At 74.7% G+C, this 24,593-nt stretch carries 21 protein-coding genes; 15 read left to right on the top strand and 6 right to left on the bottom strand.

What is annotated here, in order from left to right; all coding sequences use genetic code 11:
* The first annotated feature begins 205 nt into the window (after positions 1–205).
* The 9 genes from VKA29_RS25330 to VKA29_RS25290 all read left to right on the top strand — a co-directional run bounded on the left by VKA29_RS25330 (position 206) and on the right by VKA29_RS25290 (position 7,821).
* A complete protein-coding gene (locus VKA29_RS25330) occupies positions 206–730 on the top strand; it encodes a molybdenum cofactor biosysynthesis protein (RefSeq protein ID WP_324788269.1) in 525 nt (174 codons plus the stop codon).
* Between the two features lie 908 nt (positions 731–1,638).
* Positions 1,639–2,127: a hypothetical protein gene (locus tag VKA29_RS25325; RefSeq protein ID WP_324788268.1), complete on the top strand. Its 489-nt coding sequence runs from the start codon at positions 1,639–1,641 to the stop codon at positions 2,125–2,127.
* Positions 2,124–2,378: a monovalent cation/H+ antiporter complex subunit F gene (locus VKA29_RS25320; RefSeq protein WP_324788267.1), complete on the top strand. Its 255-nt coding sequence runs from the start codon at positions 2,124–2,126 to the stop codon at positions 2,376–2,378. The genes VKA29_RS25325 and VKA29_RS25320 overlap by 4 nt, the downstream gene beginning before the upstream one ends.
* A complete protein-coding gene (locus VKA29_RS25315) occupies positions 2,375–2,758 on the top strand; it encodes a monovalent cation/H(+) antiporter subunit G (protein WP_324788266.1) in 384 nt (127 codons plus the stop codon). Before VKA29_RS25320 ends, VKA29_RS25315 begins: the two co-directional genes overlap by 4 nt.
* Entirely contained in the window at positions 2,755–3,015 is a 261-nt protein-coding gene (locus tag VKA29_RS25310) for a Na(+)/H(+) antiporter subunit B (protein ID WP_324788265.1), read from the top strand. The genes VKA29_RS25315 and VKA29_RS25310 overlap by 4 nt, the downstream gene beginning before the upstream one ends.
* Entirely contained in the window at positions 3,012–3,806 is a 795-nt protein-coding gene (locus VKA29_RS25305; protein ID WP_324788264.1) for an MnhB domain-containing protein, read from the top strand. Before VKA29_RS25310 ends, VKA29_RS25305 begins: the two co-directional genes overlap by 4 nt.
* Entirely contained in the window at positions 3,803–4,147 is a 345-nt protein-coding gene (locus VKA29_RS25300) for a sodium:proton antiporter (RefSeq protein ID WP_324788263.1), read from the top strand. Before VKA29_RS25305 ends, VKA29_RS25300 begins: the two co-directional genes overlap by 4 nt.
* Positions 4,140–5,978: a complex I subunit 5 family protein gene (locus VKA29_RS25295; protein WP_324788262.1), complete on the top strand. Its 1,839-nt coding sequence runs from the start codon at positions 4,140–4,142 to the stop codon at positions 5,976–5,978. The genes VKA29_RS25300 and VKA29_RS25295 overlap by 8 nt, the downstream gene beginning before the upstream one ends.
* Positions 5,979–6,495: 517 nt before the next feature.
* Positions 6,496–7,821, top strand: a complete 1,326-nt coding sequence (locus VKA29_RS25290; protein ID WP_324788261.1) for an alpha/beta fold hydrolase — start codon at positions 6,496–6,498, stop codon at positions 7,819–7,821.
* 108 nt (positions 7,822–7,929) lie between these two features.
* Here the strand turns inward: VKA29_RS25290 and VKA29_RS25285 are convergent, their stop codons facing one another.
* A complete protein-coding gene (locus tag VKA29_RS25285) occupies positions 7,930–9,474 on the bottom strand; it encodes an MFS transporter (RefSeq protein ID WP_420718559.1) in 1,545 nt (514 codons plus the stop codon).
* Positions 9,475–9,850: 376 nt separating this feature from the next.
* Here VKA29_RS25285 and VKA29_RS25280 point away from each other — a divergent pair, with 376 nt between their 5' ends.
* Positions 9,851–10,573, top strand: a complete 723-nt coding sequence (locus VKA29_RS25280; protein ID WP_324788260.1) for an FAD binding domain-containing protein — start codon at positions 9,851–9,853, stop codon at positions 10,571–10,573.
* A 146-nt stretch (positions 10,574–10,719) separates the two neighbouring features.
* Here the strand turns inward: VKA29_RS25280 and VKA29_RS25275 are convergent, their stop codons facing one another.
* The gene (locus tag VKA29_RS25275; RefSeq protein ID WP_324788259.1) at positions 10,720–10,962 is read right to left on the bottom strand and encodes a hypothetical protein; all 243 of its coding nucleotides are present in this window, start codon (positions 10,960–10,962) and stop codon (positions 10,720–10,722) included.
* 146 nt (positions 10,963–11,108) lie between these two features.
* Between VKA29_RS25275 and VKA29_RS25270 the strand changes: the two genes are divergently transcribed.
* Positions 11,109–11,573 carry an SRPBCC family protein gene (locus VKA29_RS25270; RefSeq protein ID WP_324788258.1) on the top strand — a complete coding sequence of 155 codons (465 nt, stop codon included), beginning with the start codon at positions 11,109–11,111 and terminating at the stop codon, positions 11,571–11,573.
* Between the two features lie 153 nt (positions 11,574–11,726).
* On the opposite strand, the gene VKA29_RS25265 is transcribed toward VKA29_RS25270, so the two are convergent.
* Together VKA29_RS25265 and VKA29_RS25260 are read right to left on the bottom strand one after the other, a co-directional pair.
* The gene (locus VKA29_RS25265; RefSeq protein WP_324788257.1) at positions 11,727–11,993 is read right to left on the bottom strand and encodes a hypothetical protein; all 267 of its coding nucleotides are present in this window, start codon (positions 11,991–11,993) and stop codon (positions 11,727–11,729) included.
* 115 nt (positions 11,994–12,108) lie between these two features.
* Positions 12,109–14,193, bottom strand: coding sequence for a DUF1996 domain-containing protein (locus VKA29_RS25260; RefSeq protein WP_324788256.1), 2,085 nt, complete (start codon positions 14,191–14,193; stop codon positions 12,109–12,111).
* A 205-nt stretch (positions 14,194–14,398) separates the two neighbouring features.
* On the opposite strand from VKA29_RS25260, the gene VKA29_RS25255 reads away from it, so the two are divergent.
* Complete coding sequence (locus VKA29_RS25255) at positions 14,399–14,932, top strand: DoxX family protein (RefSeq protein ID WP_324788255.1); 534 nt, start codon at positions 14,399–14,401, stop codon at positions 14,930–14,932.
* Positions 14,933–15,109: 177 nt separating this feature from the next.
* On the opposite strand, the gene VKA29_RS25250 is transcribed toward VKA29_RS25255, so the two are convergent.
* On the bottom strand, positions 15,110–16,225 hold the full coding sequence (locus VKA29_RS25250; RefSeq protein WP_324788254.1) for a hypothetical protein: 1,116 nt from the start codon (positions 16,223–16,225) through the stop codon (positions 15,110–15,112).
* Between the two features lie 197 nt (positions 16,226–16,422).
* Between VKA29_RS25250 and VKA29_RS25245 the strand changes: the two genes are divergently transcribed.
* A complete protein-coding gene (locus VKA29_RS25245) occupies positions 16,423–17,625 on the top strand; it encodes a cysteine desulfurase-like protein (protein WP_324788253.1) in 1,203 nt (400 codons plus the stop codon).
* A 183-nt stretch (positions 17,626–17,808) separates the two neighbouring features.
* Here the strand turns inward: VKA29_RS25245 and VKA29_RS25240 are convergent, their stop codons facing one another.
* Positions 17,809–18,441, bottom strand: a complete 633-nt coding sequence (locus tag VKA29_RS25240) for a GNAT family N-acetyltransferase (RefSeq protein ID WP_324788252.1) — start codon at positions 18,439–18,441, stop codon at positions 17,809–17,811.
* Positions 18,442–18,868: 427 nt separating this feature from the next.
* Here VKA29_RS25240 and VKA29_RS25235 point away from each other — a divergent pair, with 427 nt between their 5' ends.
* Together VKA29_RS25235 and VKA29_RS25230 are read left to right on the top strand one after the other, a co-directional pair.
* Positions 18,869–21,424, top strand: a complete 2,556-nt coding sequence (locus VKA29_RS25235; protein WP_324788251.1) for a SpoIIE family protein phosphatase — start codon at positions 18,869–18,871, stop codon at positions 21,422–21,424.
* A gap of 107 nt (positions 21,425–21,531) precedes the next feature.
* Positions 21,532–24,333: a SpoIIE family protein phosphatase gene (locus tag VKA29_RS25230; protein ID WP_324788250.1), complete on the top strand. Its 2,802-nt coding sequence runs from the start codon at positions 21,532–21,534 to the stop codon at positions 24,331–24,333.
* Positions 24,334–24,593: the final 260 nt, after the last annotated feature.

Here is a 24,593-nt window from a genome sequence, read left to right as displayed (position 1 = left end):
CGACAGGCGCGATGGCCGAATCCGATCCTCTTGAGTGCGGCATGTCCGGATGACGCCAAGACCCCGATGGCGAGCCGGCGGAGTTCCTTCCGTCTCCCAAGAAACCGTTTCGGCCGTGTCCTCTCCCGGCACCCGGAGAAGAACGCCCGCCCACAACGACGCCGGGACCTGTCATGCCTGAAGAACGCTTGGCTAGGGTGGCCGCATGCTTGAGGTGGAGGTGCTTCAGCTGCTCGTCTCCCCCGCGCACCGGCTCGCCGGGCGGCCGGCCGCCGGGCCTTCGGACGGACCGGCGGACGAGCGGGTGCGCCGGGTGGAGGTGCGCGGCGGTCTCGGGCTGGTCGGCGACCGCTACTTCGGGCGGCCCGCACACCGCGACGCGGCCGTCACCCTGATGGCCGTGGAGAACCTGCCCCGGCACATCGCCGCCGAGGCCGATCTCCGGCACACCCGCCGCAACATCCTGCTCCGCGGCGTCGACATCGACGCCTACGTCGGCCGCACGGTCGAACTCGACTCCGGCGCCGGTCCGGTGACGTTCCTCGTCAACCGCCCGGCCCGGCCCTGCGCCTGGATGGACGTCACCATCGGTCCGGGCGCGCAGAAGGCCCTGCGCGGCAAGGGCGGGGTACGGTGCACTCCGCTGTCCGACGGGGTGATCGGCCTCGGCCCGGCCGTCTTCCGGTGCGTCGGCACACCGGCCGACAGCCGCGACCACGCCGGGCGGTGAGCGACACGCGACTCCTGAGCGACACGCGCCCGGTCGTGAGCGACACCCGACGGACCTTGAGCGACGCTGCCCCGCGCACCGGGGCGTACCCGGTCGGCGGGTCACGGCTGCGGGGTCTCGGACTCCGTGGTAGAAGACCGCCTGGCCCAGGCGGAGTTGGGGTTCGGTGACCTCCGTTCCCCGTCGCCGAGGCGCAGGACGGAGGCCCCGCCGTCCGGCTCGCCCGGCGCGGGGGCGCGGGCGCGGGCGTTGCGGCGGCGTCGGCGGGGGTCCGGGTCGGGGCGGCGGAACCGGCCGGGTCGGCGGTCGCACTGCCGGTCGGCGTGATCGCGGGCGAGGACACCGGGGCCGCGGAAGACGGCGCGGAGGAGTCCGTGGAGAGGCGTGTCCGGCCGACGGGGTGCCGCCCGCGGGCCCGTCCGGCAGCGCGCCCGCACACCGTCGGTGCCGGAGCCGTCCGGCGAAGGCCGGTGCAGAAGAAGAGTCCCCCGACGAGGCCGCCCGTCAGCAGGACGGCCCCGGCGGCTCCCGCTCCCCTGGTCAGGGTCGCGCGGCGCCGACGCCGGGGGCCGGCAGCGCCGTCCGACGGGAACCGCGGGGCCGGCGCGTCCGGGATCCGTGGGGGCGGACGGTCCTCGGCGGCCGCCTTCACGGAGCCGGTCGGCTCGTCGGGGGCGTCCCGGGCATCCGGGGCGTCCGGATCGTCCGGGCCCTCGGAGGGGGCGCCGACCTCCACGAGCGGCCGTATGCGCAGTTACCCCACTCGATCTCCATGACCGATCGGAAGCAGACGGAATCGGACAGAAGCCGACGGACCGGGGAACGCGACCGTCCGCCGTGCGGGCCCTGCCGCGTCAGCCGGGCGGCGCGGGGTACTCGCCGGCCATGACGGTGATCGGGACACACCGGTGAGGCGCGGGTCCTCCGAGCCCGGACCGCCGGGCCGCCGGGCCGCGGCGGCCCTGGTCTGGTGGTGCGCGCTGTTCCCCCTGTGGTTCCTCTTCACCGGGCAGTTCGACGTACTGACGGCCCTCTGGGCCGCCGGCGCGGCCTGCGCCGCGGCGGCCGGGGCCGTGCTGGTGACCGGGCGGCTGTCGGCGGGCCGGCCGCGACTGCGATGGGTCGCGGGTCTGCCGCGGGCCGCCCGGCAGACCGTCCTGGACTTCGGAGTCGTCACCGCGGTGCTGGTCCGGAGCGTGGCGACCGGGCGGCGCGGGCCGGTGGGCCGGTTCGTACGGCGCCAGGCACCGGCCGCCGGGCGCGGACCCGCCGCCGCGTGGCCGACGCTGCTGGCCACCTACTCGCCCAACGCCTACGTGCTCGACGTCGATCCGGACAGCGGCCGGGTGTTGCTGCACGACCTGTGTCCGAGGGGGAAATCGGAGGAGCCGCTGTGAGACGGGAGTTTCTGATCGCCGCGGCGGTGCTGCTGGCCGGCATGGTCCCGCCCGCGCTGGTGACCGCCCGCGGCAGGCCCGTCGACGGGCTGGTCGCGCTGGAGCTGGGCGGCATCATGGCCACGCTCGCCCTGGTGTGCGTGGCCGTCGGCACGCAGAGTTCGGCCGCCACCGGGGTCGCGCTGATCACGGCCGTGCTCAGCTGGGTCGGCGGGCTGCTGTGCGCGCGGTTCCTGGACCGTTCACCGTGAGCGCCACCCGGGTCGCGGCCGACGTCGCCCTGGCCGCCGGCGTCCTCGCCCAGCTCGTGTGCTGCGTCGGCGTGTGGTGGATGCGCGACGTCTTCGACCGCCTGCACTTCGCCGCCGCGGGCAGCACCGTCGGGCCGGTCCTGATCGGGGTGTCCGTGGCGCTGACCGGGTTCTCCTCTCCGTCCGGGACGGTCCAGGCGCTGGCCGCCACGGCGTTCCTGGTGCTGCTCAACCCGGTGCTGACGCATGCCACGGCGCGTGCGGCACGCCACCTGATCCACGGTGACCTCGGGACGACGGACACGGAGGGGGACGGGGACGGGGACGGGGACGCGGGCAGCCGCGCCGGGCGGGCCGGGGAGCCGGAGGGGAGCGGATGAGCGTTCTGCAGGCCGTCGCGTTCGGTCTCGTCGCGGTCCTCGGCGCGGCGGTGGTCCTCTGCCACGATCCGCTGCGCCTGGTGATGGTCAACGGCATGTTCGGGCTGTCGCTCGTGGTGCTGTTCACCGTGCTGCAGGCGCCCGACGTGGCGATATCGATGGCGGTGGTGTCCACGGTGGCCTATCCCCTGCTCCTTCTGGTGACCGTCTACCGCACCGGCGGGGGGCGGGGCACGGCGCGCCGGAGCCGGCGATGAACCGGCGCAGGCTGCGCCTGCTGCTGTTCGTGCCTCCGGCGGCGGTGGTGGGCGTCGTGGTGGTGTGGGGGCTGGTGGGGATGCCGTCCTTCGGCTCACCGCCCCACCCGTACGCCGCGTATCTGCTCGGGCACGTGGTCGGCCGGCGCCATGTGACGAACATCCCCGCCGCGGTCGTCTTCGACTACCGCGGCTGGGACACCCTCGGCGAGGAGCTGATCCTCTTCACCAGCGTGATGGGCACCGCGCTGCTGCTGCGGACGTCGCGGGACGTGCCGGAAGACCGGCCGCGGGACCGTACCGCGAGTGCGGCCGTGCGGTACACGGGCACGCTGCTGGTGCCGGTGACGCTGCTGCTCGGGCTGTGGACGGTCGCCTACGGCTACCTCACGCCCGGCGGCGGCTTCCAGGGCGGCATCGTCTGCGCCGCCGCGGCCCTGCAGATCTGGATCGCCGGAAGCTACCGGGACCACCGGGCGCTCACGCCCACCGCGCTGCTCGACACGGCGGAGGGGTCGGGGGCGGCCGCCTACCTCGCCGTGGGCTTCGCGGCGATGGCGGCCGGACAGGCGTTCCTCGCCGGGTTCCTGCCCGCCGGAACCACCGGCACCCTGCTGTCCGGCGGCACGATCGCCCTGCTGAACTGGGCGACCGGCCTGGAAGTCGCCGCCGCGGGGGTACTGATCTTCCACGAGTTCCTGGAGGAGTACATCCAGACCGTCCCCCGTCCGCACGCCCACGGGGAGAACCGGGCACACGGCGAGAACCGCACTCGCGGGGAGGAGCCATGAGCGTCTATCCGTACGTGGTCGCCGGAGTTCTCTTCCTCTCCGGCCTCTTCGGCGTCGTCAGCAGCCGCGACTTCATCCACGCGGCCGTCAGTCTGACCGTGATGCAGTCGTCGACGTACGTCCTCCTGCTCTCGCTGGGCTCGGTGCGCGGCGGACAGCCGCCGATCGCGCAGGGGGCGCGGCCGGGCCGGCCCATGGCCGATCCGGTGGTACAGGCGCTGACCCTCACCGACGTGGTGGTCAGCGTGGTGGTGCTCGCGCTGCTGCTCGCGCTGGCGCTGCAGAGCCACCGGCGGGCCGGCACCCTCGACCCCGACGAACTGGCCCGCGTCCGTGGCTGACGCGGGTCCGCTGGTACCGCTGACGGTCGCCGTCCCGCTGGCGACCGCGGCGGTGCTGACGGCGACCGCCCGCTGGATCCCGCGCCGGGCGCACGACCTGGCCGCCCTCGGCGCCGCCACCGCCGTCACCGTGCTGGCCGTCGTGCTGGTCCTCGACACCCGCGACGCGCCCGTCGTCTACTGGTTCGGCGGCTGGCGTCCCGTGCACGGGACGGTCCTCGGCATCGCCTTCGTCGTCGAGCCGTTCGGGGCGGCGCTGGCCGCTCTGGCCGGGCTGCTCACCGTGGCGGCCCTCGTCCTGTCCTGGCGGCACGCCGACGAGGTGGGGCACCTCTACCACGCGCTGGTGCTGGCGCTGCTGGCCGGCATGGCCGGGTTCGCGCTGTCCGCGGACCTGTTCAACATCTTCGTGTGGCTGGAGCTGATGAGCGTCGCCGCGTACGCCCTGTGCGGCTACCAGGTCCGCCGGGCGGGCGTGGTGCAGGGCGCCGTCAACTTCGCCGTCCTCAACACCATCGGCTCGCTCACCCTGCTGCTGGGCATAGCCCTGGTCTACGGCCGTACCGGCGCCCTCAACCTCGCGCAGATCGGGGAGAGCCTGCGCGGCGCGCCGCCCGGCGGCCCCGCGGTCGTCGGCTTCACGTTCATCACGGCGGGTCTGCTGGTCAAAGCGGGCGCGGTGCCGTTCCACTTCTGGATGGCGGACGCCTACACCGTGGTTCCCGCGCCGGTGGGCGCGTTGTTCGCGGGCATCATGAGCGACCTCGGCTACCACGCCTTCGTCCGGATCTACTGGGACGGCTTCGCGGAGGCGTTCGCCGGGCACCGGGAGGCGGTGCGCGACGGGTTGCTGGGCGTCGCCGTCGCGACGATCGCCGTGGGGGCGGTGATGGCGCTGCTGGAGGCCGACCTGAAACGGCAGCTGGCCTTCGCGACGGTCGCGCACGGCGGTGTCGTGCTGGCGGGCATCGCCCTGCTGACACCGCGCGGACTGGGCGGCGCGACGCTGTTCGTCATCACCGACGGACTGCTGAAGGCGGCGCTGTTCCTGCTGCTGGGGAGCCTGGTGCAGTGGCTGCGGGGCAGCGACGAACTGCTGCTGCACGGCCGGGGGCGGCGGCGCGGCGCCGTGCTGCCCGGCCTCGTTCTGCTCGCGTGCGCACTGGGCTTCGCGCTGCTGCCGCCGTTCGGCCCCTTCCTGTCCACCGCGCTGGTCGGCGACGCGGGCGGCGGTGACCGGCTGACGGTCGTCGTCGTGGCGGGGGCGGCGGCCACCGGGGCGGTGTTCCTGCGTTCCGCGGCGCGCGTCTTCCTGGGCTGGGGTCCACGTACGGACCCGGTGCTGACCCGGGAGCCGGCCATGCCCGAGGAGGGGGAGCCCGCGCCCGAGCCGGGCGACGCCTGGCGGCGGCCGGCGCACCGGCTGGTCGTCCTCACCCCGCCACTGGTCCTGGTCCTCGTCGCGTACGGGCTGTCGTTCGTACCCGGGATCGCCGACTGGTTCACCCAGGTGGCGCAGTCGGTGCAACGGCCGCGCCCCAACGCGGCGCACGTGCTGTCCGGACGTACGCCGGCGCCGCCGCCCGCTCCGGCGCCCTACGCCCCGGGCGGCGCCGCCTGGCTCGGCGGTGCGACGGCGACCGTGGGAGCGGTGCTGCTGGCCGCCACCTCGATGTGGTGGCAGAGGGTGTGGGCACCGCTGCGCAGGGCGCTGCTCGTTCCCGCCCGCGTGGTCAAGGCGGTTCACGACGGCTCGATGGGCGACTACGCCCTGTGGTTCGTCACCGGGCTGGCGGCCCTGGGGGCGGGCTGGGGGCTGACGCTGCGCTGACCCACCGGCCCCCACGACCGGTCGGGCGACGGCCCGTCGGGCGACGGCCCGTCGGGCGACGGCCCGTCGGGCGACGGCGGTGAACACCCGGGCGGCGAGGTCGCGGCGGGTCCTCGCGGTCTCCCCGCCGCGGGGCCGGGTCGCCGCAAGGGCGCGTGCGCCGGCATCCGGCGCCCCAGCGCCCCCGGCGCCCTGCACCCCGCACCCCGCACCCCGCACCCCGCACCCCGCACCCCGCACCCCGCACCCCGCACCCGTGAGAGCGCTCTCGTGCCGTACCGCACGAGGTCAAGGGGGCGTCGCGAGCTGTTCCGCCGTCATATTACTGAACCGTAACCTGTCAGGGACTACCCCGGGTAACACGGCCGCGGTTACGGTCCTGACACTTCGTCTAAGAGCGGTGCGGGACGGCGGCCGGACGACCGCGGTTCCGTACCGCAGGCCCATGTCCCCACGGGCCGTCACCGCCCGAGCCGCAGCCGATGGCTCGGCCTCCCCACAGCCCCGGAGATCCGCCATGCCCGTTTCCGCCCGCCTGCTGGCCGCGGCCGTCACGACCGCCGCCTGTCTGGGTGCCACGGCCCTGCCCGCCGCCGCTGCCCCGCAATCCGACGCCGTGGTCTCGCGCGGTGTCACCGTCCCGGACTTCTACACCCCGCCCGCGGACCTGCCCGGCGCGAACGGCACCCTGATCCGCAGCGAACCGCTCCCGCTCGCGCTGAGCCTGCCGGGCCTCGACGGACCGCTGCCCGGCACCGCCACCCGCCTCATGTACAAGTCGACCGATTCCGGCGGCGGTCCGGTGGCGGTCACCGGCGCCTACATCGAACCGTCCGCCGCCTGGAAGGGCAGCGGAGCCCGGCCCCTGGTCGCCGTGGCCCCCGGCACCATGGGACAGGGCGACCAGTGCGCCGCGTCCCTCGGCCTGGAGCACCCGCTGCTGGTCAACGACCAGACGCTGTCGGTCGGTTACGAGGACCTGGCGATCTACCGCCTGCTGGCCCGGGGCATCGCCGTGGTCGTCACCGACTACGCGGGACTCGGCGCCACGGACCGGCTGCACACCTACGTCAACCGTGTGGACGAGGGCCACGCCGTCCTCGACGCCGTCCGCGCCGCCCGCTCCCTGCCCGGCACCTCGCTCACCTCCGCCTCGCGCGTGGCCCTGTTCGGCTACAGCCAGGGCGGCGGCGCGACCGCGGCGGCCGCCGAACTGCAGCCCTCCTACGCGCCCGACGTCACCCTCGCCGGCACCTCCGCGGGCGCCCCGCCCGCCAACCTGACCGAGGTCAGCAAGGCCATCGACGGCAGCGAACTGGCCGGAGCCCTGGGCTGGTCGGTCAACGGCTTCCTGCAGTCCGACCCGGCGCTGAAGCCGATCGTCGCCGCCCACCTGAACACGGCGGGCGAGGCGGCGCTGAAGGATCTGTCGACCATGTGCGTGGGCGACGCGCTGCTGTCCTACGGCTATGCCCGCAGCACCAAGTGGACCTCGGACGGACGTTCCCTCAGCGACATCATCGACGCGGAGCCGCGGCTGAAGAGCTTCCTGAACGAGCAGCGCATCGGGACCATGAAGCCCGCCTCCCCGGTGCGGGTGGTCACCGGCACCAGCGACAACCTCGTACCCCACGCCCAGGCGCGCCGGCTCGCGGTCGACTGGTGCGCGAAGGGCGCCAACGTGACCTACAAGCCCGTCGTCCTGGCCAGCCTGGGCAGCGCCCTCATCAACCACTTCACGCCGCTGCTCACCGACCAGGGCGACGCCATCGACTGGCTGACCGACCGACTCGACGGCAAGGCCGTCGTCTCCAACTGCGTGACCATGCCCCTCCAGCCCTGACCGGGCCGCCGCGGGCAGCGGGTGCGGGACGACGGCGGAGCGGTCACGGTCGCGGTCACCGCGACGGGACTTCGCCGTCAGTCCTCCCCCGCGTGCGGGACTTCGCCGTCAACCCTCCCCCGCGTGCGGGGGACCGGCCGTCAGCCCTCCCCCGGCGTGCCCGGGACCGGGGGGCGTCCCGGGCGAGGCGCGGTGCCGGCCGACGTCGCGGTCGAGCCACCAGTCGCGGACCGCCAGGACCAGCGCGCCGAGGACCGGAACCACACCGAGTCCGACGGCGGCCGCCACGGCGGACCGGTAGTCGCGGTGACCCGCGACGAGCACCATGTAGAACACCCCGGGCAGCGCCGCCGTACCGACGGCGCCGCCCAGTCGCTGCCCCGTCTGCAGCGCGCCGCCGGCCGCTCCGGCCATCCGCACCGGCACGTCCCGCAGTGTCATGGTGACGTTCGGCGAGATGACGCAGCCGCTGCCCACGCCGCCGAGGAGCAGCGCGGGCAGGGCGAGCCACACCATGCTGCCGGCGGGCGCCCAGCGCAGGACGGCCGCGGTCGTGCCCAGGCCGAGCGCCACGCCGGCCAGCCCGCAGACGGTCAGCAGCCGGCCGAGCCGCTCCACCAGCCGGCCGGCCACCGCGGCGGCGACCGCCGACCCGATGGCGAACGGCGTCACCGTTAGCCCGGAGCGCAGCGGCGAGTAGTCCAGGCCGTTCTGCAGGAACAGGGCGAAGACCAGCCACACGCCGCTGAAGCCCACGAAGTACAGGGTGGCGATGGCGGCGCCGGCCGCGTATCCGCGCGTGGCGGTCACCAGGCTGGGATGCAGCAGCGGCCGGCCGCCGCGACCCGCGACCCGCCGCTCCCACCGGGCGAAGACCACCAGCAGGGCCAGGCCCACGGCGAACAGCCACCACAGCCGCCGCACGCCGCCGGACTCGGCCAGGACGAGCGGCAGCATCAGCGCCAGCACCCCGCAGCCCAGCAGCCCGACGCCGCCGAGGTCGAGGCTCTCGCGGCGGCCCGCGGCCGTCCTGGGCAGCAGCCTGAATCCCAGCACGAGCGCGATCACGCCGACCGGTACGTTGACGTAGAAGATCCAGCGCCAGCCGTCGGGTCCGGCGGCCAGCTTCAGGATCAGACCGCCCACCACGGGGCCGACGGCGCCGGAGACGCCCACCGTCGCGCCGAACAGGCCGAAGGCGCGGCCACGTTCGGCTCCCCGGAACATCTGCTGGATGAGGGCCGAGTTCTGCGGGGCGAGACAGCCCGCGGCGACGCCCTGGGCCAGGCGGGCCACGACGAGCAGCGTGATCGTCGGAGCGGCTCCCGCGGTCGCGCTGCACACCACGAAGGCCGTCAGCGCCAGCAGGAAGACGCGGTGCCGACCGACCGCGTCGCCGATGCGGCCGGCCGTCACCAGCACCAGCGCGAAGGTCAGGGCATAGCCGGAGACGACCCACTGGATGGCGGGCGCCGTCGTGTGCAGGTCGCGCTGCATCGACGGCAGCGCCACCGCGACGATCGTCACGTCGAGCAGGCTCATGAACCCGGCCACCAGGGTGACCCACAGGGCCCGCCATCGCCTGGGGTCGTTGCCGCCGTCCGCCTCGTCCGGCGCCAGCCGGTCCGTGCCCGCCCGTGTTCCGAAGTGCACCAGTTCTCCAGTCTCCGCCCGACTCCGCCCGTCCCCGCCGTCCCGCCGTCCCCGCCGGTGTCACCGCCGCGTCCGCCGCGTCCGCCGCGTCCGCCGCGTCCGCCGGTACGGGTTACCACCGCACGGCATCCCGCACGCCGGAACGGCGGATCGGGTGGACGGCAGGCCCCTCACCGCCCCTCCCGCGGAGGACGTCCGGCCCCGGTGCCGGTGATCCGGCGTACGCCCTCGTGCCGCCGTGAGCCTTGTGTGCGCCGCCGCTCCCGAGGGCAGAATGCGCCGTGCCCGGGATCACGACGGCCGGCCTGGAAGGCGGCAGGCCCCGGCAAGGCGTCAGGTCCCTCGACCGAGGAACTCGAGAAAGAGGTCGGCTCCCGTGCTGCTGCGTCTGCCCGCGTCCGTGCCCGAAGCTCAGGAGTGCATGGCCGCGGGGGCGGTGCCTGTCGGAGGGGCGACCCTGGTGTGGGCCGTCTGGCAGCGCGACGGCTTCCCCGCGCAGGCGATGTCGCTGCGCAACCTGCCGGAGGCCAACGCCGTCGCCCACGACAGGCTGGGCGCCGCCGTGGTGCTGAACCGGGTCGACGACCGCGTGCCGGAGGTGCTCAGGCGGGCGGCGGCCGCGGTGGGCACCGGGGCGGTGCGGAGGACAGCCACCGTCGGCGGCAACCTCGTGGGCAGCACGCTGCGCTGCCTGCTGCCGGCCGCCCTCGTCCTGGACGCCCGGGCGACGGTGCTGGAGCGGGACCGCACGCACGAGAGCCCGCTCGCCGAGGTGGTGGCCAAGCAACCACTGCTGCTCGGCATCCGGTGGCGTGAGCCGGTCGCCAGCAGCTACCGCAAGCTGGCTGCCGAACCGGGCGGGCCGCCGCCCCTGGTCGTCGCCGCCGCGGTGCACGACGAGGGCGGCGGACGCCGTCACCTGCGGGTCGCCGTCCGCGACGGCTACGAGGTGCTCAGCGACGACGTGACCTGCGACGGTGACACCGGGCAGGCGGTCCGGACCCTGAGCGAGGGAACCGTCGGGACCCTGCGCCCGGAGGCCCGGGATGTGGTCACCCAGCAGGTCACCGACCTGCTGACCCGCGCGGCCGGCAGCTGAGCCCGGCCGGCGGGGCCGACCCCGCCCCAGAAGGCCCCAACGGTGAGGGCACCGCCGGTGAGGGCGTGTGCGACACCGCGACCGGAGACCGAGACCTCCGCCGCGAGCGCCGAGCACCCGCGGCAGCGGCGGCAGCAGCCGTCCCGTCACGTCGGGGGCTTGGCGGGGAATCGGGCGGGGCCGCCGTCCAGGGTGACGTTCAGGCCCGTGGACGTGAGGTCGAGCGCGGCGTCGAGGGCCGCGCACCCGAGGGCGGCGCCTGCTTCACCGTCCGCCTGCCGCCGCGGCCGCCCTCGTGAACCGGCCCCCTCGTCTAACCGGCCGCCCTCGTGGAACCGGTCGCCTTCGTCGAACCGGTTGGACGAGATGCGGTGACCAGGGGCTGCCACGTCTCCACCCGACCGGGGAGACGCAGATCACGACACGGCAGTCGTAGGCCGGTGATCCTCGGGTACCCGGCCCCTCGTGCACGATCCGCACGGCGGCGGCCGGGGCACGGCCGCGCCGTCGACCAGCGACAACGAAAGGCACAGTCGTGAGCACAGTCAAGGAAACCGTGGAAGTCGAGGTCCCCGTCCACACCGCCTACAACCAGTGGACCCAGTTCGAGGAATTCCCTCAGTTCATGGAAGGCGTCGAGGAGATCAGGCAGATCGACGCCGGTCACAACCACTGGGTCACCAAGATCAGCGGCGTGCAGCGGGAGTTCGACACCGAGATCGTCGACCAGCTTCCCGACGAGCGGATCACCTGGCGCACGACGAGCGGTGACACCCGGCAGAAGGGCACGGTGCGTTTCGAGCGCGTCGACGACACGCACACCCGCGTGGAACTCGTGATGGACGTCGAACCCAGCGGGGCCGCCGAGAAGACCGCGGACATGCTGGGGGTCGTCGACCGGCGCGTCAAGGGCGACATGCGGCGCTTCAAGGAGTTCATCGAGGGCCGCGGGAGCGAGTCCGGAGCCTGGCGCGGGCGCATCCGGCCCGGCGACGTCTAGGTCAGCACACCCAGGGCGTCCGGACCTCGACGTGAGGACCGCGGCGAAGCGTCTCGGCCGGGGCACGGCGAAGGCGCTTCGCCTCTTCGCGCCCGCACCCGTATTCGCGCTCGCCCCCGCCTCGCGGGCGGTTCGCTTCCGGGGCCAGGGGCCTCATGGGCTGTCGCCGTGCCAGTCGAAGCGGCGGCTGTCCTGGGGGCGCGGGACGTAGAGGGCGCGGCCGCCGGGGCCGTAGCGGCCTATCTCGGTGTCGAGCGCGACGCCGTGCCGCAGTTCGTGGCCGGGCCGGCCGGTGGTGTCCAGAAGCAGCCCGTCGAGCGGGCCGCCGACCAGTTCCACATAGGTGCGGCCGGGTCGCGGACCGGCGTCCTCGTGATCGGCGCCGTAGACCCGGCCGCGCATGAACTCCGTCTCGTCCATGTCCGCAGCCTCGCATCCGCCACTGACAACGGCCTCCCCGAGGCCCTGTCGGTGGCGGATGCGGTGCGTCAGCCGGGCCCCTGGACCCGTGCTTGCCGTCGCGTGCCGGGCCGTCTCACCGAACGAAACGGCGCTTCGAGCGCGCCAGCACGATCAGGCCGGCGATCAGCAGCACGGTGCCGGCCGCGGCGGGCCACAGGGTCGTGCCCGTTTCGGCGAGTCCGCCGCCCTGAACGGCCTGCTGTTCCGACTGACCGGCCGCGACGGGCGCGTTCGGGACCGCCGCCTGGGACTGCGCGGCGGCGCCGGTGTCCGTGGTGCTGCCGTCGCCGTTCGCGCTGCCGTCGCCCGCCGCGTTGCCGTCGCCCTTCGCGTCGTCCTTCGCGTCGTCCTCGTCGCCCGCCGCCGCGGCGGCGGTACTCGCACGCGACGAGGACGTGGCGTAGACCCGCGGGTTCGTGGTGCTGGACACGGTCGGCCGGCCGCCGTCCGCCTGGCCGGTCCGCGGCGCGGCGGTGGTGGACCCGGCCGCCTGGCCGTCCCCGCCGCCGGCGGGCGGCTGGGTGGCCGGAGCCTCCCCGGACGGCGTCCCGGACCGGGTTTCGGACGGCTGCGCGGTGGGCTCGTCCGTGGGCTGATCGGCCGGCGGCTGCGTCGGCTCCTGCGTGGGCTCGTCCGTGGGCTGCTGGGAGGCTCCCCCGCCCGACCCCGGGCCGGCGCCGCCGTCGGCCCCGGAACCGCACTGCCGGCCGCTGTTGACGCAGTCGGCGATCTCCTGCGCCAGCCCGCCGGTCGTGATGCTGATGAAGTCGTCGTGGTCGGTGGCCGCCTTGTGCAACTGCTCGGGGAAGCCGTCCACCGCGTAGGGGTTCTTGACCTGGCCGTTCTCGACGGTCGGCGCCGGAACGTCGTACACCAGGCGCATCGTCAGCTGCGGGATCGCCTTGAAGCCGTTGCCGCAGTTGCCGCTCGCGTCGGCGAAGGCGACGTGCGTACGGTGGTTGGCGCTGTCGGTGTTGCGGCCGTCCCAGCAGCTCTGGAAGGCGAAGGAACGCACCACCTTGCTGCCCTGCGGACAGATCGGGTACTGCTCGGTCAGCCGGACCTCGTCCTCGAAGCCGGTGCAGCTCCAGTGGGCGTTGGCGTTCGCCAGGCCGTTGGTGGTGGTCTTGGCGTCACCGGTGATGATGCGCAGGAACTGCGGCATCGCGACGACCTTGCCGGTCGGGCTGCCCACGTACTTGATCTCGGCTTCCTGCGCGGTCAGGATCCGGCCGACGTTGCCCTCCTTGCCGCCGCCGTCCTGGTTCTGGTCGAACTCCTGCGTGCCGTCCTGCAGCCGCAGCACCGGCCAGTAGTACGACGACAGGTCGTCCTTGTTCTCGCAGCTTGTGCCGCCCGCCAGGAACGTGTCGTTGCTGGAGAAGGCGTTGATCTTCTGGTTGCCGACGTAGTCGTGGGTGTGGTGCGCGCCGTTGGTCACGCCGGGCGCCACGATCACGTTGTCGGTGTTGTAGTTCTTGTCGGCGTTCACCCCGCACCTGGTGGTGAAGGAGCCGGTCGAGGCGTCCGCGGTGGTGCGCGGCGCGGCGGGGACGTTCGGCTGGACCTCGGTGATGTCCACGAAGTCCGCCGCGACCGGGCCGTTGCCCGCCTGACCGCCGCCCTGCTGGCCTTGGTCCTGGCCCTGGACTTGGTCCTGGCCCTGGCTCGGGCCCTGGCCGCCGGCCTGGGCGTCGGGGACGGTCAGCGTGCAGGCGGCCAGGGAGTCGAGGCCGGCCGGGCGGTCTCCTACGCGGTCGATGGCGACGGCGATGCGCTCGATCGTCGCGGCCCGCTTCTCCTTCAACGGGTTCATGATGGCGTTGTCGGCGAAGCCGCTGTCCTGCCGCTGCTCCGGGGCGGTCGTCTGCAGCCGCTGGTAGGCCTCCGCGGTCTGCTGGTCCAGCAGGGCGAGTTCCTTGTCGACGTCGGCCCGCGCCTGGTCGGGCACCTGCGTCAACCGGGCACCGACATCAGGGCAGTCGATGGTGCCGGCCATGGCGCCGCGGGTCTGGGCGGCACCACCGCCGGAGCCGCCCTCGGTCGCCGAGGCGTAGACGTTCACCCCGACCAGCCCGCCTCCGCCCAGGATCAGCGCGAATGCCGCGAAGGTCGCGCGGCGTGGGCCTGTCGGGCGTCTGCGCGTGCTGCGTCCCACGAGAACTCTCCTACGGATACGGATCATGGCGGTCAGGGCGTGGAAATCCCTCGCCCCATACGGACGGCGGCAGCCGGGTGTTCAACCGCCCCACGAATTCACAGGAAGATCTCAGCCGGACCCGGTCCCCACGCGCCGTCGATTGCCGCTCCGGCTGCGGGGAACCCGGGGACGGCCGTACGCACTCACACGTCTGGAGAGCACCATGAGTCTGTTGCGCGTGGCCGGCCGTCCGATGCTCGCCTCGATGTTCGTCACCGCGGGTCTGAACTCCGTCCGTGCGCCCGAGGACCTGGCCCCGGCGGCCGAGCCCGTGGTCCGGCCCATCACAGAACGTGTGCCGGTGCTGCCCGACCGCACCGAGCAGCTCGTACGCCTCAGTGGCGCCGTACAGGTGGCGGCGGGTGTGCTGCTGGGCATCGGCCGCATGCCCCGGCTGGCCGCGCTGGCCATCGCCGGCACGCTGGTGCCCACCACCCTGGCGGGCCATCGTTTCTGGGAGGCCGACGACCCCGCCGAGCGGACCCAGCAGCGCATCCATTTCCTGAAGAACCTGTCGATGCTGGGCGGTCTGCTGATCGCGGCCGACGACACCGGAGCCTCTCCGTCGCTGGTGTGGCGCGGGCGGCACGCCGTGCACGACGTGCGGCGAGACGCGCGGCTGGTGCGGCGGACCGCCCGTGTCGCCGCCCGGCCGGCCGCCACGGCCGGCAGCCTGCGGGCCAAGCTGCCGCACTGAGGGGCGCCCGGTAACGCGGGAACGCGGGGCGCACCGGCGGCCCTCGCGCCCGCGTTCCCGCGTTCCCGCGTTCCCGTGACCGGGCGCACCGGCCGCAGCCGGTGCGCCCCGCGACTTCAGGGACGTCAGTGACCTCAGTGATCTCAGTGACCTCAGTGACCTGTCACCTCAGTGACCTCAGGACACCACCGCCTGCGCGTAGGGAACGAGCCGGACGGGACCGACCAGGCCGTAGTCCTGCCGGGCCGCCGTGCCGAACACGGACGGCTGGGCCACCCGGAGCCGGTTGATGAGCGGGGTCGCCACTTCGATCTCGATGCTGTTGTGGCCGCCGCGCAGGCAGGGGCCGACGTCGACGACGGGGTGCAGGCGGTCGACCGCGGGCACGGAGGTGCCGTTGACGGTGACACGGACGGTGTCGGAGACCTGCCCGAGTTCCAGGACGGCCCCGTGGGACGCGGTCCAGTCGTCCGGCAGGGTGACCTCGGTGCGGTAGCGGCCGACGCCCGCGGAGTCGGCCAGTTCGGGGATCTTGGACCAGGGCGCGAGCGTGTCCAGCGTCAGGTCGCGCCGGACGCGCTCGGTACGGGTCGCGTCGGAGCCGGGGTACCAGTCCTCGACCTCCAGCTCCCACGTGGCCGGAGTGATCGGGTCGGGCACGGACGGCAGGGTCGTGGTGACCGTGCTGCCGTCGGACAGGCGGGTGGTACGTGGACCCGCGGCGCCGGCCCGCACGGTCAGTCCGCGGCCGGTGAACAGCACGTCGTCGGCGTCCGAGACGACGGCGTGCGGGCGGTTGCCGTAGCGGTCGCCGAACAGTCCGGGCCGCCCCAGCGCGACGATCGTCGTCTCCCCCGGCTGGAGCCTGACGCGCAGGGTGACGTCGTCGCCGTCCTGGGTGTAGCGGGCGAGCCGCACCGCCCGGCCCGTCCAGGCGTCGAGGAGGTACGGCACCGTCGCCCCGCGGCCCCGGGTGCCGCGCAGGGTGACGTCGTGGTCGATCGCGGCCACCGCGGGCTTGACGGTCTCGGCGTGCTTGCCGTTGCACAGGTAGTAGAAGTCCGCGTCGTCGGTGGCCCGGTGGGCGTTGAGGAGCGTGGAGGGGGTGGCGTGGCGGACGTCGGGGGTGACGCCGAGCTCGGCGAGCGCGTCGCCGACCGCGGCCTTGTCGGTGACGCGGACGAAGCCCGGCAGGGCGAGCAGCCTGGCCAGGAGCGCGCGCAGCCGGTCGGTCTCCCCGTCGTCGGGCACACCGGGGGTCAGTGCCTGGTCGAAGGCGCCGAACAGGACCATGGGCAGGCCCGCCTCGGCGAGCTTCAGCAGCTTGCGCGCGTCGTCGACGGCGAGCGTCGGGGAGGAGCCGTCTCACGGTGGCGGTGACGACCGCGGCCGGCCGGGCACCGCCGCGACGGCACCGGCCGGCGTTCCGGCAGGCCGTGCGGCATGCGAGGCTGTCACCGGGCAGACCCCCGACACCCTCAGGAGCACCCATGGCCCTCGACGTCGCCGCGATCCGCGCACAGGTACCCGCGCTGAAGTCCGGTACGGCCCGCTTCGACGCGCCCGGCGGCACGCAGACACCGCAGCCGGTCATCGACGCGATCGTGGACGCGCTGTCCCGTCCGCTGGCCAACCGCGGGCACGTCACGGAGGGCGAGCGCAACGCGGAGGCCATCGTCGCGGCGTCCCGCGCCGCCCTCGCCGACCTGCTCGGCGCGCAGCCGGACGGCATCGTCTTCGGCCGCAGCTCCACGCAACTCGCCTACGACGTCTCCCGCACGCTCGCCAAGGACTGGGCACCCGGCGACGAGGTGGTCGTCACCCGCCTCGACCACGACTCCAACATCCGGCCGTGGGTCCAGGCGGCCCAGGCGGTCGGCGCCACCGTCCGCTGGGCGGACTTCGACCCGGCCACCGGCGAACTGCACCCCGAGCACATCGAGACCGTGCTGTCGCCGCGCACCCGGCTGGTCGCCGTGACCGCGGCCTCCAACCTCATAGGCACCCGCCCCGACGTCCCCGCGCTCGCCGCCCTCGCGCACGGCGTCGGCGCGCTGCTGCACGTGGACGCCGTGCACTACGCCGCCCACGCACCGGTCGACCTCACCGCGCTCGGCGCGGACATCCTGGTCTGCTCGCCGTACAAGTTCCTCGGCCCGCACCTCGGTGTCCTGACGGCCCGGCCGGAACTGCTCGAGACGCTGCGCCCGGACAAGCTGCTGCCGTCCTCCGACGCTGTGCCCGAGCGTTTCGAACTGGGCACGCTGCCCTACGAGTTGCTGGCCGGGGCCGGCGCGGCGGTGGACTTCCTCGCCGGTCTGGCGCCGCAGCCGTCCGGCACCCGCCGCGAACGGCTGCTCGCCGCGTTCGCGGCACTGGAGCCCCACGAGGAAGCCCTGCGCGAGCGGATCGAGCGGGGACTGGCCGGCCTCCCCGGCGTCACCGTGTACTCGCGCGCCGCGCGGCGCACGCCGACGCTGCTGTTCTCCCTGGACGGCCACGACTCCGCGCAGGTCGCGGCACACCTCGCGGCGCACGGCGTCGACGCCCCGGCCGGCTCGTTCTACGCCCTGGAGGCCTCCCGCCGGCTCGGCCTGGGCGACACGGGCGCCGTACGGATCGGGCTCGCCCCCTACACCGACGACGAGGACGTCGACCGGCTGCTCGCGGCGCTGGCGAGCCTCGGAGCGTGAAGGCGTCCGGGTTCCGGGCCGCGGTCCGCGCACCGGGAGTCCCGGGATGCGCGGCCTGGTCCGGCCGGCCGGCCGCGCCGGTCCGGTCCGGTCCGGTCCGGTCCGGTCACCCGGCGTGTGAGCGGACCGGCACGCCTGGGCGGCCGGCCCCGCAGGGGGCCCGGGTGCGCCCGGGCCCCGCGGTCACAGGCGGTCCCACCCCTCGGTCGGTCGTCCCAGCCAGGTGACCGGGCCGGAGTCCGGTACCGGGATCTCCTGGAAGCCCAGGCGGTCGTAGAAGGCACGGGCGGGGGTGTTGGCCGTGCTCATGCAGAGGTGGACGGCCGGGATCCGCCGGTCGTGCAGGGCCCGCAGGAACGTCCGCATCAGGCCGCGGCCGTGGCCGCGGCCCTGCCATCCGGGCAGCAGGTCGATGTGCAGGTGGGCCGGGTAGGCGGCGACCTGCGGGACGACCATCCGCTCGGGGCGGTGCAGCAGGCGGACGATCGCCTCGTCCGGAGTGCCGGGCTCGCCGACCGGGTCGGGGTAGCGGTCCGCGACCAGCGGCAGCCACTTGGCTCGGAAGTCCTCGGCGAAGCGCGGCGTGTCGGCGGTGCCGAGGATGTAGCCGACCGCCCGGCCCTCGCCGTCGTCCAGCACGAACGCCAGCTCCGGCTCCAGATGGACGTACGGATCGGCGAAGGTCGCCGGGAAGATCGAGGGGTCCGCGTAGAACGGCCGGCTGTCCTGGCCGGCGTGCGCGGTGAGGACGCAGATCTCGTCGAGGGCGTCGCGGTCCTCGGGGCGGTAGGGACGTACGGCGGCAGACTGGGTCACCGGAGCATCCTGCCCGGCTGGGAAAGCTCCTACAAGTGCTGCGGGCACACCGGGCCGGGGTGCCGGGCCGGGGTCGGCGTACCGATGTACCGGTGTACGGGGTGTACGGGTGTACTGCCGGCGAGCGCTGCACCGTGACCCGCGGCTCCACCCCGACCGCCAGGGCTCGGCCCCGACGGGGCAGTGTCCCCGTTCGCCGGGGCGCCCGGAGCGCCCGGGCCGCGGCGAAGGGCGCCCTGAACCCGGACGGCGCGCCCGCCCGCGGCCCCGCGCCCGGGCGGGGCCGCGCGCGCCGGGCCACGGCCGCAGACCTGGGCGCCCCTCTACGTCCCGGGAATCACTCTGTCCACCGGGGTGCGCCCCGCGCCCGTCGTGGCGCATTCTTGCTGTGTCGCCCGCTCGGCGGCGCGCGGACGAGGTAGGGGCGATGACTGGGAGCGCCAGGGACACGGAGCGGATGCCCGAGCAACTGGCCGCGATGCTGGTGGACGCCACGACGGAGGCGATCAGCGCGGTCGGCGGTCACTCGGGAGGGGTCTACCTGCGCTCCGGTGTGACCGGACTGCTGCGGCTGGCGGTGCTCGCCGGGCTGCCCGGCCCCCTGTTCCGGTCCTGGTGGCGGCTGCACGCGGACAGCCCGTTCCCGGTGGCCGACGCCTACCGGCTCGGCGTCCAGGTGGTTCTGCCGAACGCCGCGGAGACGATGCGCCGCTATCCCCAGTTCGCGGCGGGGCTGCCGTTCCCGTTCGGGTCGCTGTACGTGCCGGTCGTCGGCGGGTCGACGACCTTCGGTGTCCTGACCGTGCTGTGCCCGCCCGCCGCGGACGCCGCCGAACTGCTCGCGCGACGCGACCGCATGGCGCAGGTCGCCGAGGACCTGGGCACGGCGCTGCTGCGCCTGGAGGGCGGCCGGCGGACGGTCGCCTGGGACGACGACCCGGTGTGCGTCCAGCCGCCCGCCACGCGTCCGTCCGCGGGGCGGGCCGGAGGTTTCGCCTGGGACCCGGTGACGGACGTGGTGACCGTGGACGAGCGCCTGCCCGACCTGCTGGGCGTGCCCGCCGGTGACATCGAGGCGGTGGACGCGCTCGCCGACGCCGTCTGCCCCGAGAGCCCGGGGCAGGTGCTGACCGCGCTTCGCCAGACGGCCGGCGGGCGGCCGCCGGCACTGCCGCTGTACGTGCGGACCGCCGGCGACAGGCTGCGGGTGGTGGAGCTGTGGAGCCCGTACGCCGCACCCGCCCCGCACGGCTTCGCGTCCGGCGCGCACCCGGTCCGGGGCGTCGTCGTCGACCCCGGGCCGGGCGCGGCGGCCGACGCCGCGGCGGACCTGCTGCCCGACGGCGTGCTCTGCACGGACCGGCTGGGCCTGATCCGCTACGCCAACCCGCGGGCCGCTCAGCTGCTGGGCCGGCCTCGCTCGGAGCTGCTCGGCCGTCAGCTGCGTGAGGGCGTGCCGTGGCTGGGGCAGCCGTACTGCGAGGACCACCTGCGCAGCGCCCTGCTGTCCCCCGAACCGGTCCACTTCCACCTGGGGCGGGCCGCGTCGGACGGCGCCGGGACGGCGGACGAGGCCACCTGGCTCGACGTGTCCGTCCATCCCGGAGACACCATCCTGACGTACACGCTGCGGCCTTCGTGCCGGGTGGCGGACACCGCCTCCGGTCTCGCGCCCGTGCCCGAGCAGGAGGTGAGCGGCGTCGCCGCGGCCTCCGGGGACGCGTCCATGGCGCCGGTGTACCGGCCGATCGTGCTGGCCATCGCGCTGACCGAGGCGGTCACCGCCCGCCAGGTGTCGGCCGTGGTGGTACGGGAGCTGCTGCCCGCGTTCGGGGGCGGCCGGCTCGCCATCTACCTGTTGCAGGACCGGCACCTGTACCTGGCCTGGGAGACCGGGTTCCCGCCGGGCTTCCTGACGCCCTTCGAGGGCGTGGGGCTGGACGCCCGGCTGCCCGGTGTGGAGACGCTGACCAGCGGCCGGCCGCTGTTCTTCGACTCCATGCAGCAGCTGAGCGCCGCCTACCCCGGCCTGCCGCTGGACGCGACCGAGGGCTCCCGCGCCTTCCTCCCCCTGATCGCCTCCGGGCGGCCGGTCGGCTCCTGCATCCTCGGCTTCGACCGCCCGCGCAGCTTCAGCACCGAGGAGCGCACGGTGCTCACCGCGCTCGCCGGGCTGATCGCCCACGCCATGGAGAAGGCGCAGCGCTACGAGAGCGAGGCCGCGCTGGCGCGCGGCCTGCAGCAGGCCCTCCTGCCCCGCCGGCTGTCGCTGCACCCGCAGGTGGAGACCACCGGCCGCTACCTGCCGGGCACCCAGGGCATGGAGGTGGGCGGCGACTGGTACGACGTCGTGGGTGCCGGGGACGGGCTGGCCCTGGTCATCGGCGACGTACAGGGGCACGGCGTGCAGGCGGCCGCCACCATGGGGCAGCTGCGCAGCGCGGTGCGGGCGTTCGCGCTCGGCGACCACCCGCCCGACGAGGTCATGAGCGGCACCAACCGCCTGCTCATCGACCTCGACCCCGGCCAGTTCGCGAGCTGCTGCTACATCCGTCTCGATCCGGCCACGGGGCTGGCGCGGGTGGCGCGGGCCGGCCATCCGCCGCCGATCCTGCGCCGCGTGGACGGCCGTACCGAAGTGCTCGACCTGCCCGGCGGTGTGGTGCTCGGGGTGGATCCGCACGCCCGGTACCCGGTCGCCGAACTGCACGTCGAGCCGGGCGCCATCCTCGCGCTGTACACGGACGGGCTGGTCGAGCGGCCCGGCATGGACATCGACGACGGCATCACGGCCCTCCGGGTGGCCCTGGCGCGGGCCGGCGCCCCGGCCGCCCGCGCGGGCGGCCGGGGCCGTGCGCTGGCCGGTGTCGCCGAGCGGCTGACCGCGACGGCCCGGCACATGACCGACCGGCCCGACGACATCGCCCTGCTGCTGGCCACCCGCCGTGCCCCGCAGGCCGCCCGGGCCGGAGGCCGGCACTGAACCGCCCCACGACCCGGCCCCACGACCGGCCCCGCACGGGACGTACTGTCTGTCACCTTCTGTGATGACTCTCGCCTCTTGGGGCGCAACGGTGTAGACATAGGCGCATGGTCCGACTTGTGGGTCGCTCCGGGACGCGGTCGACCCCCCGTTCCGGCGGTCCCCGCACCCGCCGTGCGCCCGGCTTCGTGCTCGAGGTGGACGGACGGACGGTGCGGCAGACCCCGGAGGGTGCGCCCACCCGGCCGGAACCGCACGGCAGACGGACGCCGGGCCGGTCCGCCCGGCTGCGGTCGGCGCTGAGCGGACGCAGCGTGGCCGGGCAGGTGTTCGTCCTGCAGGTGGTGATCGTGCTGCTGCTCGTCGTCGCCGCGGTGGTGGCGCTGGTCCTCCAGGTACAGCGCGACAGCGACCTGGAGGCCCGCAACCGGTCGGTGGCGGTCGCCCAGGCGTTCGCGAACGCGCCGGGCACCCGCGAGGCGCTCGACGCCCCCGACCCGACGGCCGTCCTGCAGCCCCGGGCCGAAGCGGCGCGCAGGGCGGCCGGTGTGGACTTCATCGTTGTCATGAACACCAACGGCATCCGTTACACGCATCCCAAGCCGGACCGCATCGGCAAGCAGTTCGTGGGGACGATCGCGCCCGCGCTGGCAGGCAGGACCGTGACCGAGGAGATCGACGGGACGCTCGGGCGGCTGGTGCAGGCGGTGGTGCCGATCAGGGCGCCGAACGGTTCCGTGGTGGGGGTGGTGTCGGCGGGCATCACCACCGCCAACGTGGGCGGCGCCGCCAACCGGCAGTTGCCCCTCGTGCTGGCCGCCGCCGCCGCGGCACTCTCCCTGGCCACGGCGGGCACCGCGCTCGTGAGCCGACGGCTGCTGCGCCAGACGCACGGCCTCGGCCCGCACGAGATGACCCGGATGTACGACCACCACGACGCGGTGCTGCACGCCGTCCGCGAGGGCGTGCTGATCGTCGGCGGCGAGGGGCGGCTGTTGCTGGCCAACGACGAGGCGCACCGGCTGCTCGGCCTGCCCGCGGACGCCGAGGGGCGCCATGTCCGCGACCTGGGCCTCGCCACGGACACCGCCCGTCTGCTGGCCTCGGGGCGCGTCGCGACCGACGAGGTGCTCCGGGTCGGGGACCGGCTGCTGGCAGTCAACCAGCGGCCGACGGACACCCAGGGCGGCCCGCCCGGCAGCGTCGCCACATTCCGCGACTCCACGGAGCTGCGCGCCCTGTCCGGCCGGGCGGAGGCGGCACGCGAACGCCTCGACATGCTCTACGACGCCGGAGTCGGCATCGGCACCAGCCTGGACGTCACCCGCACCGCCGAGGAACTGGCCGAGCTCGTGGTGCCGCGGTTCGCCGACTTCGCGACCGTCGACCTCTACGACGCCGTGCTCGGCGGGGGCCAGCCGGAGACGGCGACCTCGATGCGCCGCACCGCCGCCGCCGGGATCCACGAGGACACTCCGCTGCACCCGGTGGGCCGGCAGATCGTGTTCGTCGACTCCTCCCCGCACGCGCGCAGCCTCCGGCTGGGCCGGGCGGTGCTGGAGCCGGACCTGCGCGCGGCGCCGGGCCGGCCCGATCAGGATCCGGACCGGGCCGCGCGGATCCTGGACCACGGCGTCCACTCGCTGATCGTCGTGCCGCTGCGCGCCGGGTCGCTGGTGCTGGGTCTGGTCAGCTTCTGGCGCTCGCGGAGGCCCGAGCCCTTCGACGCGGAGGAGCTGGCGCTCGCCGAGGAACTGGTGAAGCGGGCCGCGGTCTCCATCGACAACGCGCGCCGCTACACGCGCGAGCACAGCATGGCCGTGACCCTGCAGCGCAGTCTGCTGCCCCGCAGCCTGCCCGAGCAGTCCGCGCTGGACATCGCCTACCGGTACCGGCCCGCGCAGGCCGGCGTCGGCGGCGACTGGTTCGACGTGCTGCCGCTGCCGGGAGCCCGCGTCGCCCTGGTGGTCGGAGACGTCGTCGGGCACGGGCTGCACGCGGCGGCCACGATGGGGCGGCTGCGGACGGCGGTGCACAACTTCTCCGCCCTCGACCTGCCGCCGGACGAGCTGCTCACCCTGCTGGACGAGCTGGTCGGCCGCATCGACCAGGCCGAGACGCCCGAGGACGGGGGCGTATCGGTCATCGGCGCGACCTGCCTGTACGCGGTGTACGACCCGGTGTCCGCGACCTGCACGGTCGCCCGCGCGGGCCATCCGCCGCCGGCCGTGATCGGGCCCGACGGCGAGGTGGGTTTCGCGGAGGTGCCCGCCGGTCCGCCGCTGGGTCTGGGCGGTCTACCGTTCGAGGCGGCCGACCTCCAGCTGCCCGAGGGCAGCCGTCTCGTGCTGTACACGGACGGGCTGGTCGGCGGCCGGGGGCAGGACATCGAGGAGGGCCTCGACCTGCTGCGCGGTGCGCTGGAGCGGGCCGGTCCGTCGGCGGAGGACACCTGCCGGGCGGTGCTCGACGCCTTGCTGCCGGCCCGGCCGAGCGACGACATCGCCCTGATCGTCGCCCGCACCCGGGCGCTGCCCGCCGACCGGGTCGCGGAGTGGCAGGTGCCGTCGGACCCGGCGGCCGTCGCGGACGTACGGGCCGCCGTCACCCGCAGGCTCGCGCGGTGGGGCCTGGAGGAGCTGACCTTCACCACCGAGCTGATCCTGAGCGAGCTGGTCACCAACGCGATCCGCTACGGCGGGGAGCCCATCGGCGTCCGGGTGCTGCTCGACCGGACACTGATCTGCGAAGTCTCCGACGGCAGCAGCACCTCGCCGCACCTGCGCTACGCGGCCATGACGGACGAGGGCGGCAGAGGCCTGTTCCTGGTCGCCCGACTCGCCGAACGCTGGGGCACCCGCTACACCCCGTCCGGCAAGATCATCTGGTCCGAACAACCCCTCCCCTGACACCCCACTTCCACTCATCCGCACACCGACGCGGACGGCAAGGCCGCAAGGCCGCCAGGCCGGAAGGCCGCCAGGCCGGAAGGCCGCAGGCCGCCAGGCCGCCAGGCCGGAAGGCCGCAGGCCGCCAGGCCGCCAGGCCGGAAGGCCGCAGGCCGGAAGGCCGCAGGCCGCCAGGCCGCCAGGCCGGAAGGCCGCAGGCCGCCAGGCCGCCAGGCCGGAAGGCCGCAGGCCGCCAGGCCGCAGGCCACAGGCCGCAAGGC

Source organism: Streptomyces sp. H51 (genome assembly GCF_035656535.1).
GTDB lineage: Bacteria > Actinomycetota > Actinomycetes > Streptomycetales > Streptomycetaceae > Streptomyces.
The sequence above is the reverse complement of the archived record's forward strand: the minus strand, read 5'-3'. Positions and strand labels throughout refer to the sequence as shown.

What these genes read in the sequence shown, in the direction of transcription:
- VKA29_RS25330 (WP_324788269.1), top strand. Translation starts at nt 206, where the DNA reads ATGCTTGAGGTGGAGGTGCTTCAGCTGCTCGTCTCCCCCGCGCACCGG.
- VKA29_RS25310 (WP_324788265.1), top strand. Translation starts at nt 2,755, where the DNA reads ATGAGCGTTCTGCAGGCCGTCGCGTTCGGTCTCGTCGCGGTCCTCGGC.
- VKA29_RS25305 (WP_324788264.1), top strand. Translation starts at nt 3,012, where the DNA reads ATGAACCGGCGCAGGCTGCGCCTGCTGCTGTTCGTGCCTCCGGCGGCG.
- VKA29_RS25300 (WP_324788263.1), top strand. Translation starts at nt 3,803, where the DNA reads ATGAGCGTCTATCCGTACGTGGTCGCCGGAGTTCTCTTCCTCTCCGGC.
- VKA29_RS25290 (WP_324788261.1), top strand. Translation starts at nt 6,496, where the DNA reads ATGCCCGTTTCCGCCCGCCTGCTGGCCGCGGCCGTCACGACCGCCGCC.
- VKA29_RS25265 (WP_324788257.1), bottom strand. Translation starts at nt 11,993, where the DNA reads ATGGACGAGACGGAGTTCATGCGCGGCCGGGTCTACGGCGCCGATCAC.
- VKA29_RS25255 (WP_324788255.1), top strand. Translation starts at nt 14,399, where the DNA reads ATGAGTCTGTTGCGCGTGGCCGGCCGTCCGATGCTCGCCTCGATGTTC.
- VKA29_RS25250 (WP_324788254.1), bottom strand. Translation starts at nt 16,225, where the DNA reads ATGGTCCTGTTCGGCGCCTTCGACCAGGCACTGACCCCCGGTGTGCCC.
- VKA29_RS25245 (WP_324788253.1), top strand. Translation starts at nt 16,423, where the DNA reads ATGGCCCTCGACGTCGCCGCGATCCGCGCACAGGTACCCGCGCTGAAG.
- VKA29_RS25235 (WP_324788251.1), top strand. Translation starts at nt 18,869, where the DNA reads ATGACTGGGAGCGCCAGGGACACGGAGCGGATGCCCGAGCAACTGGCC.
- VKA29_RS25230 (WP_324788250.1), top strand. Translation starts at nt 21,532, where the DNA reads ATGGTCCGACTTGTGGGTCGCTCCGGGACGCGGTCGACCCCCCGTTCC.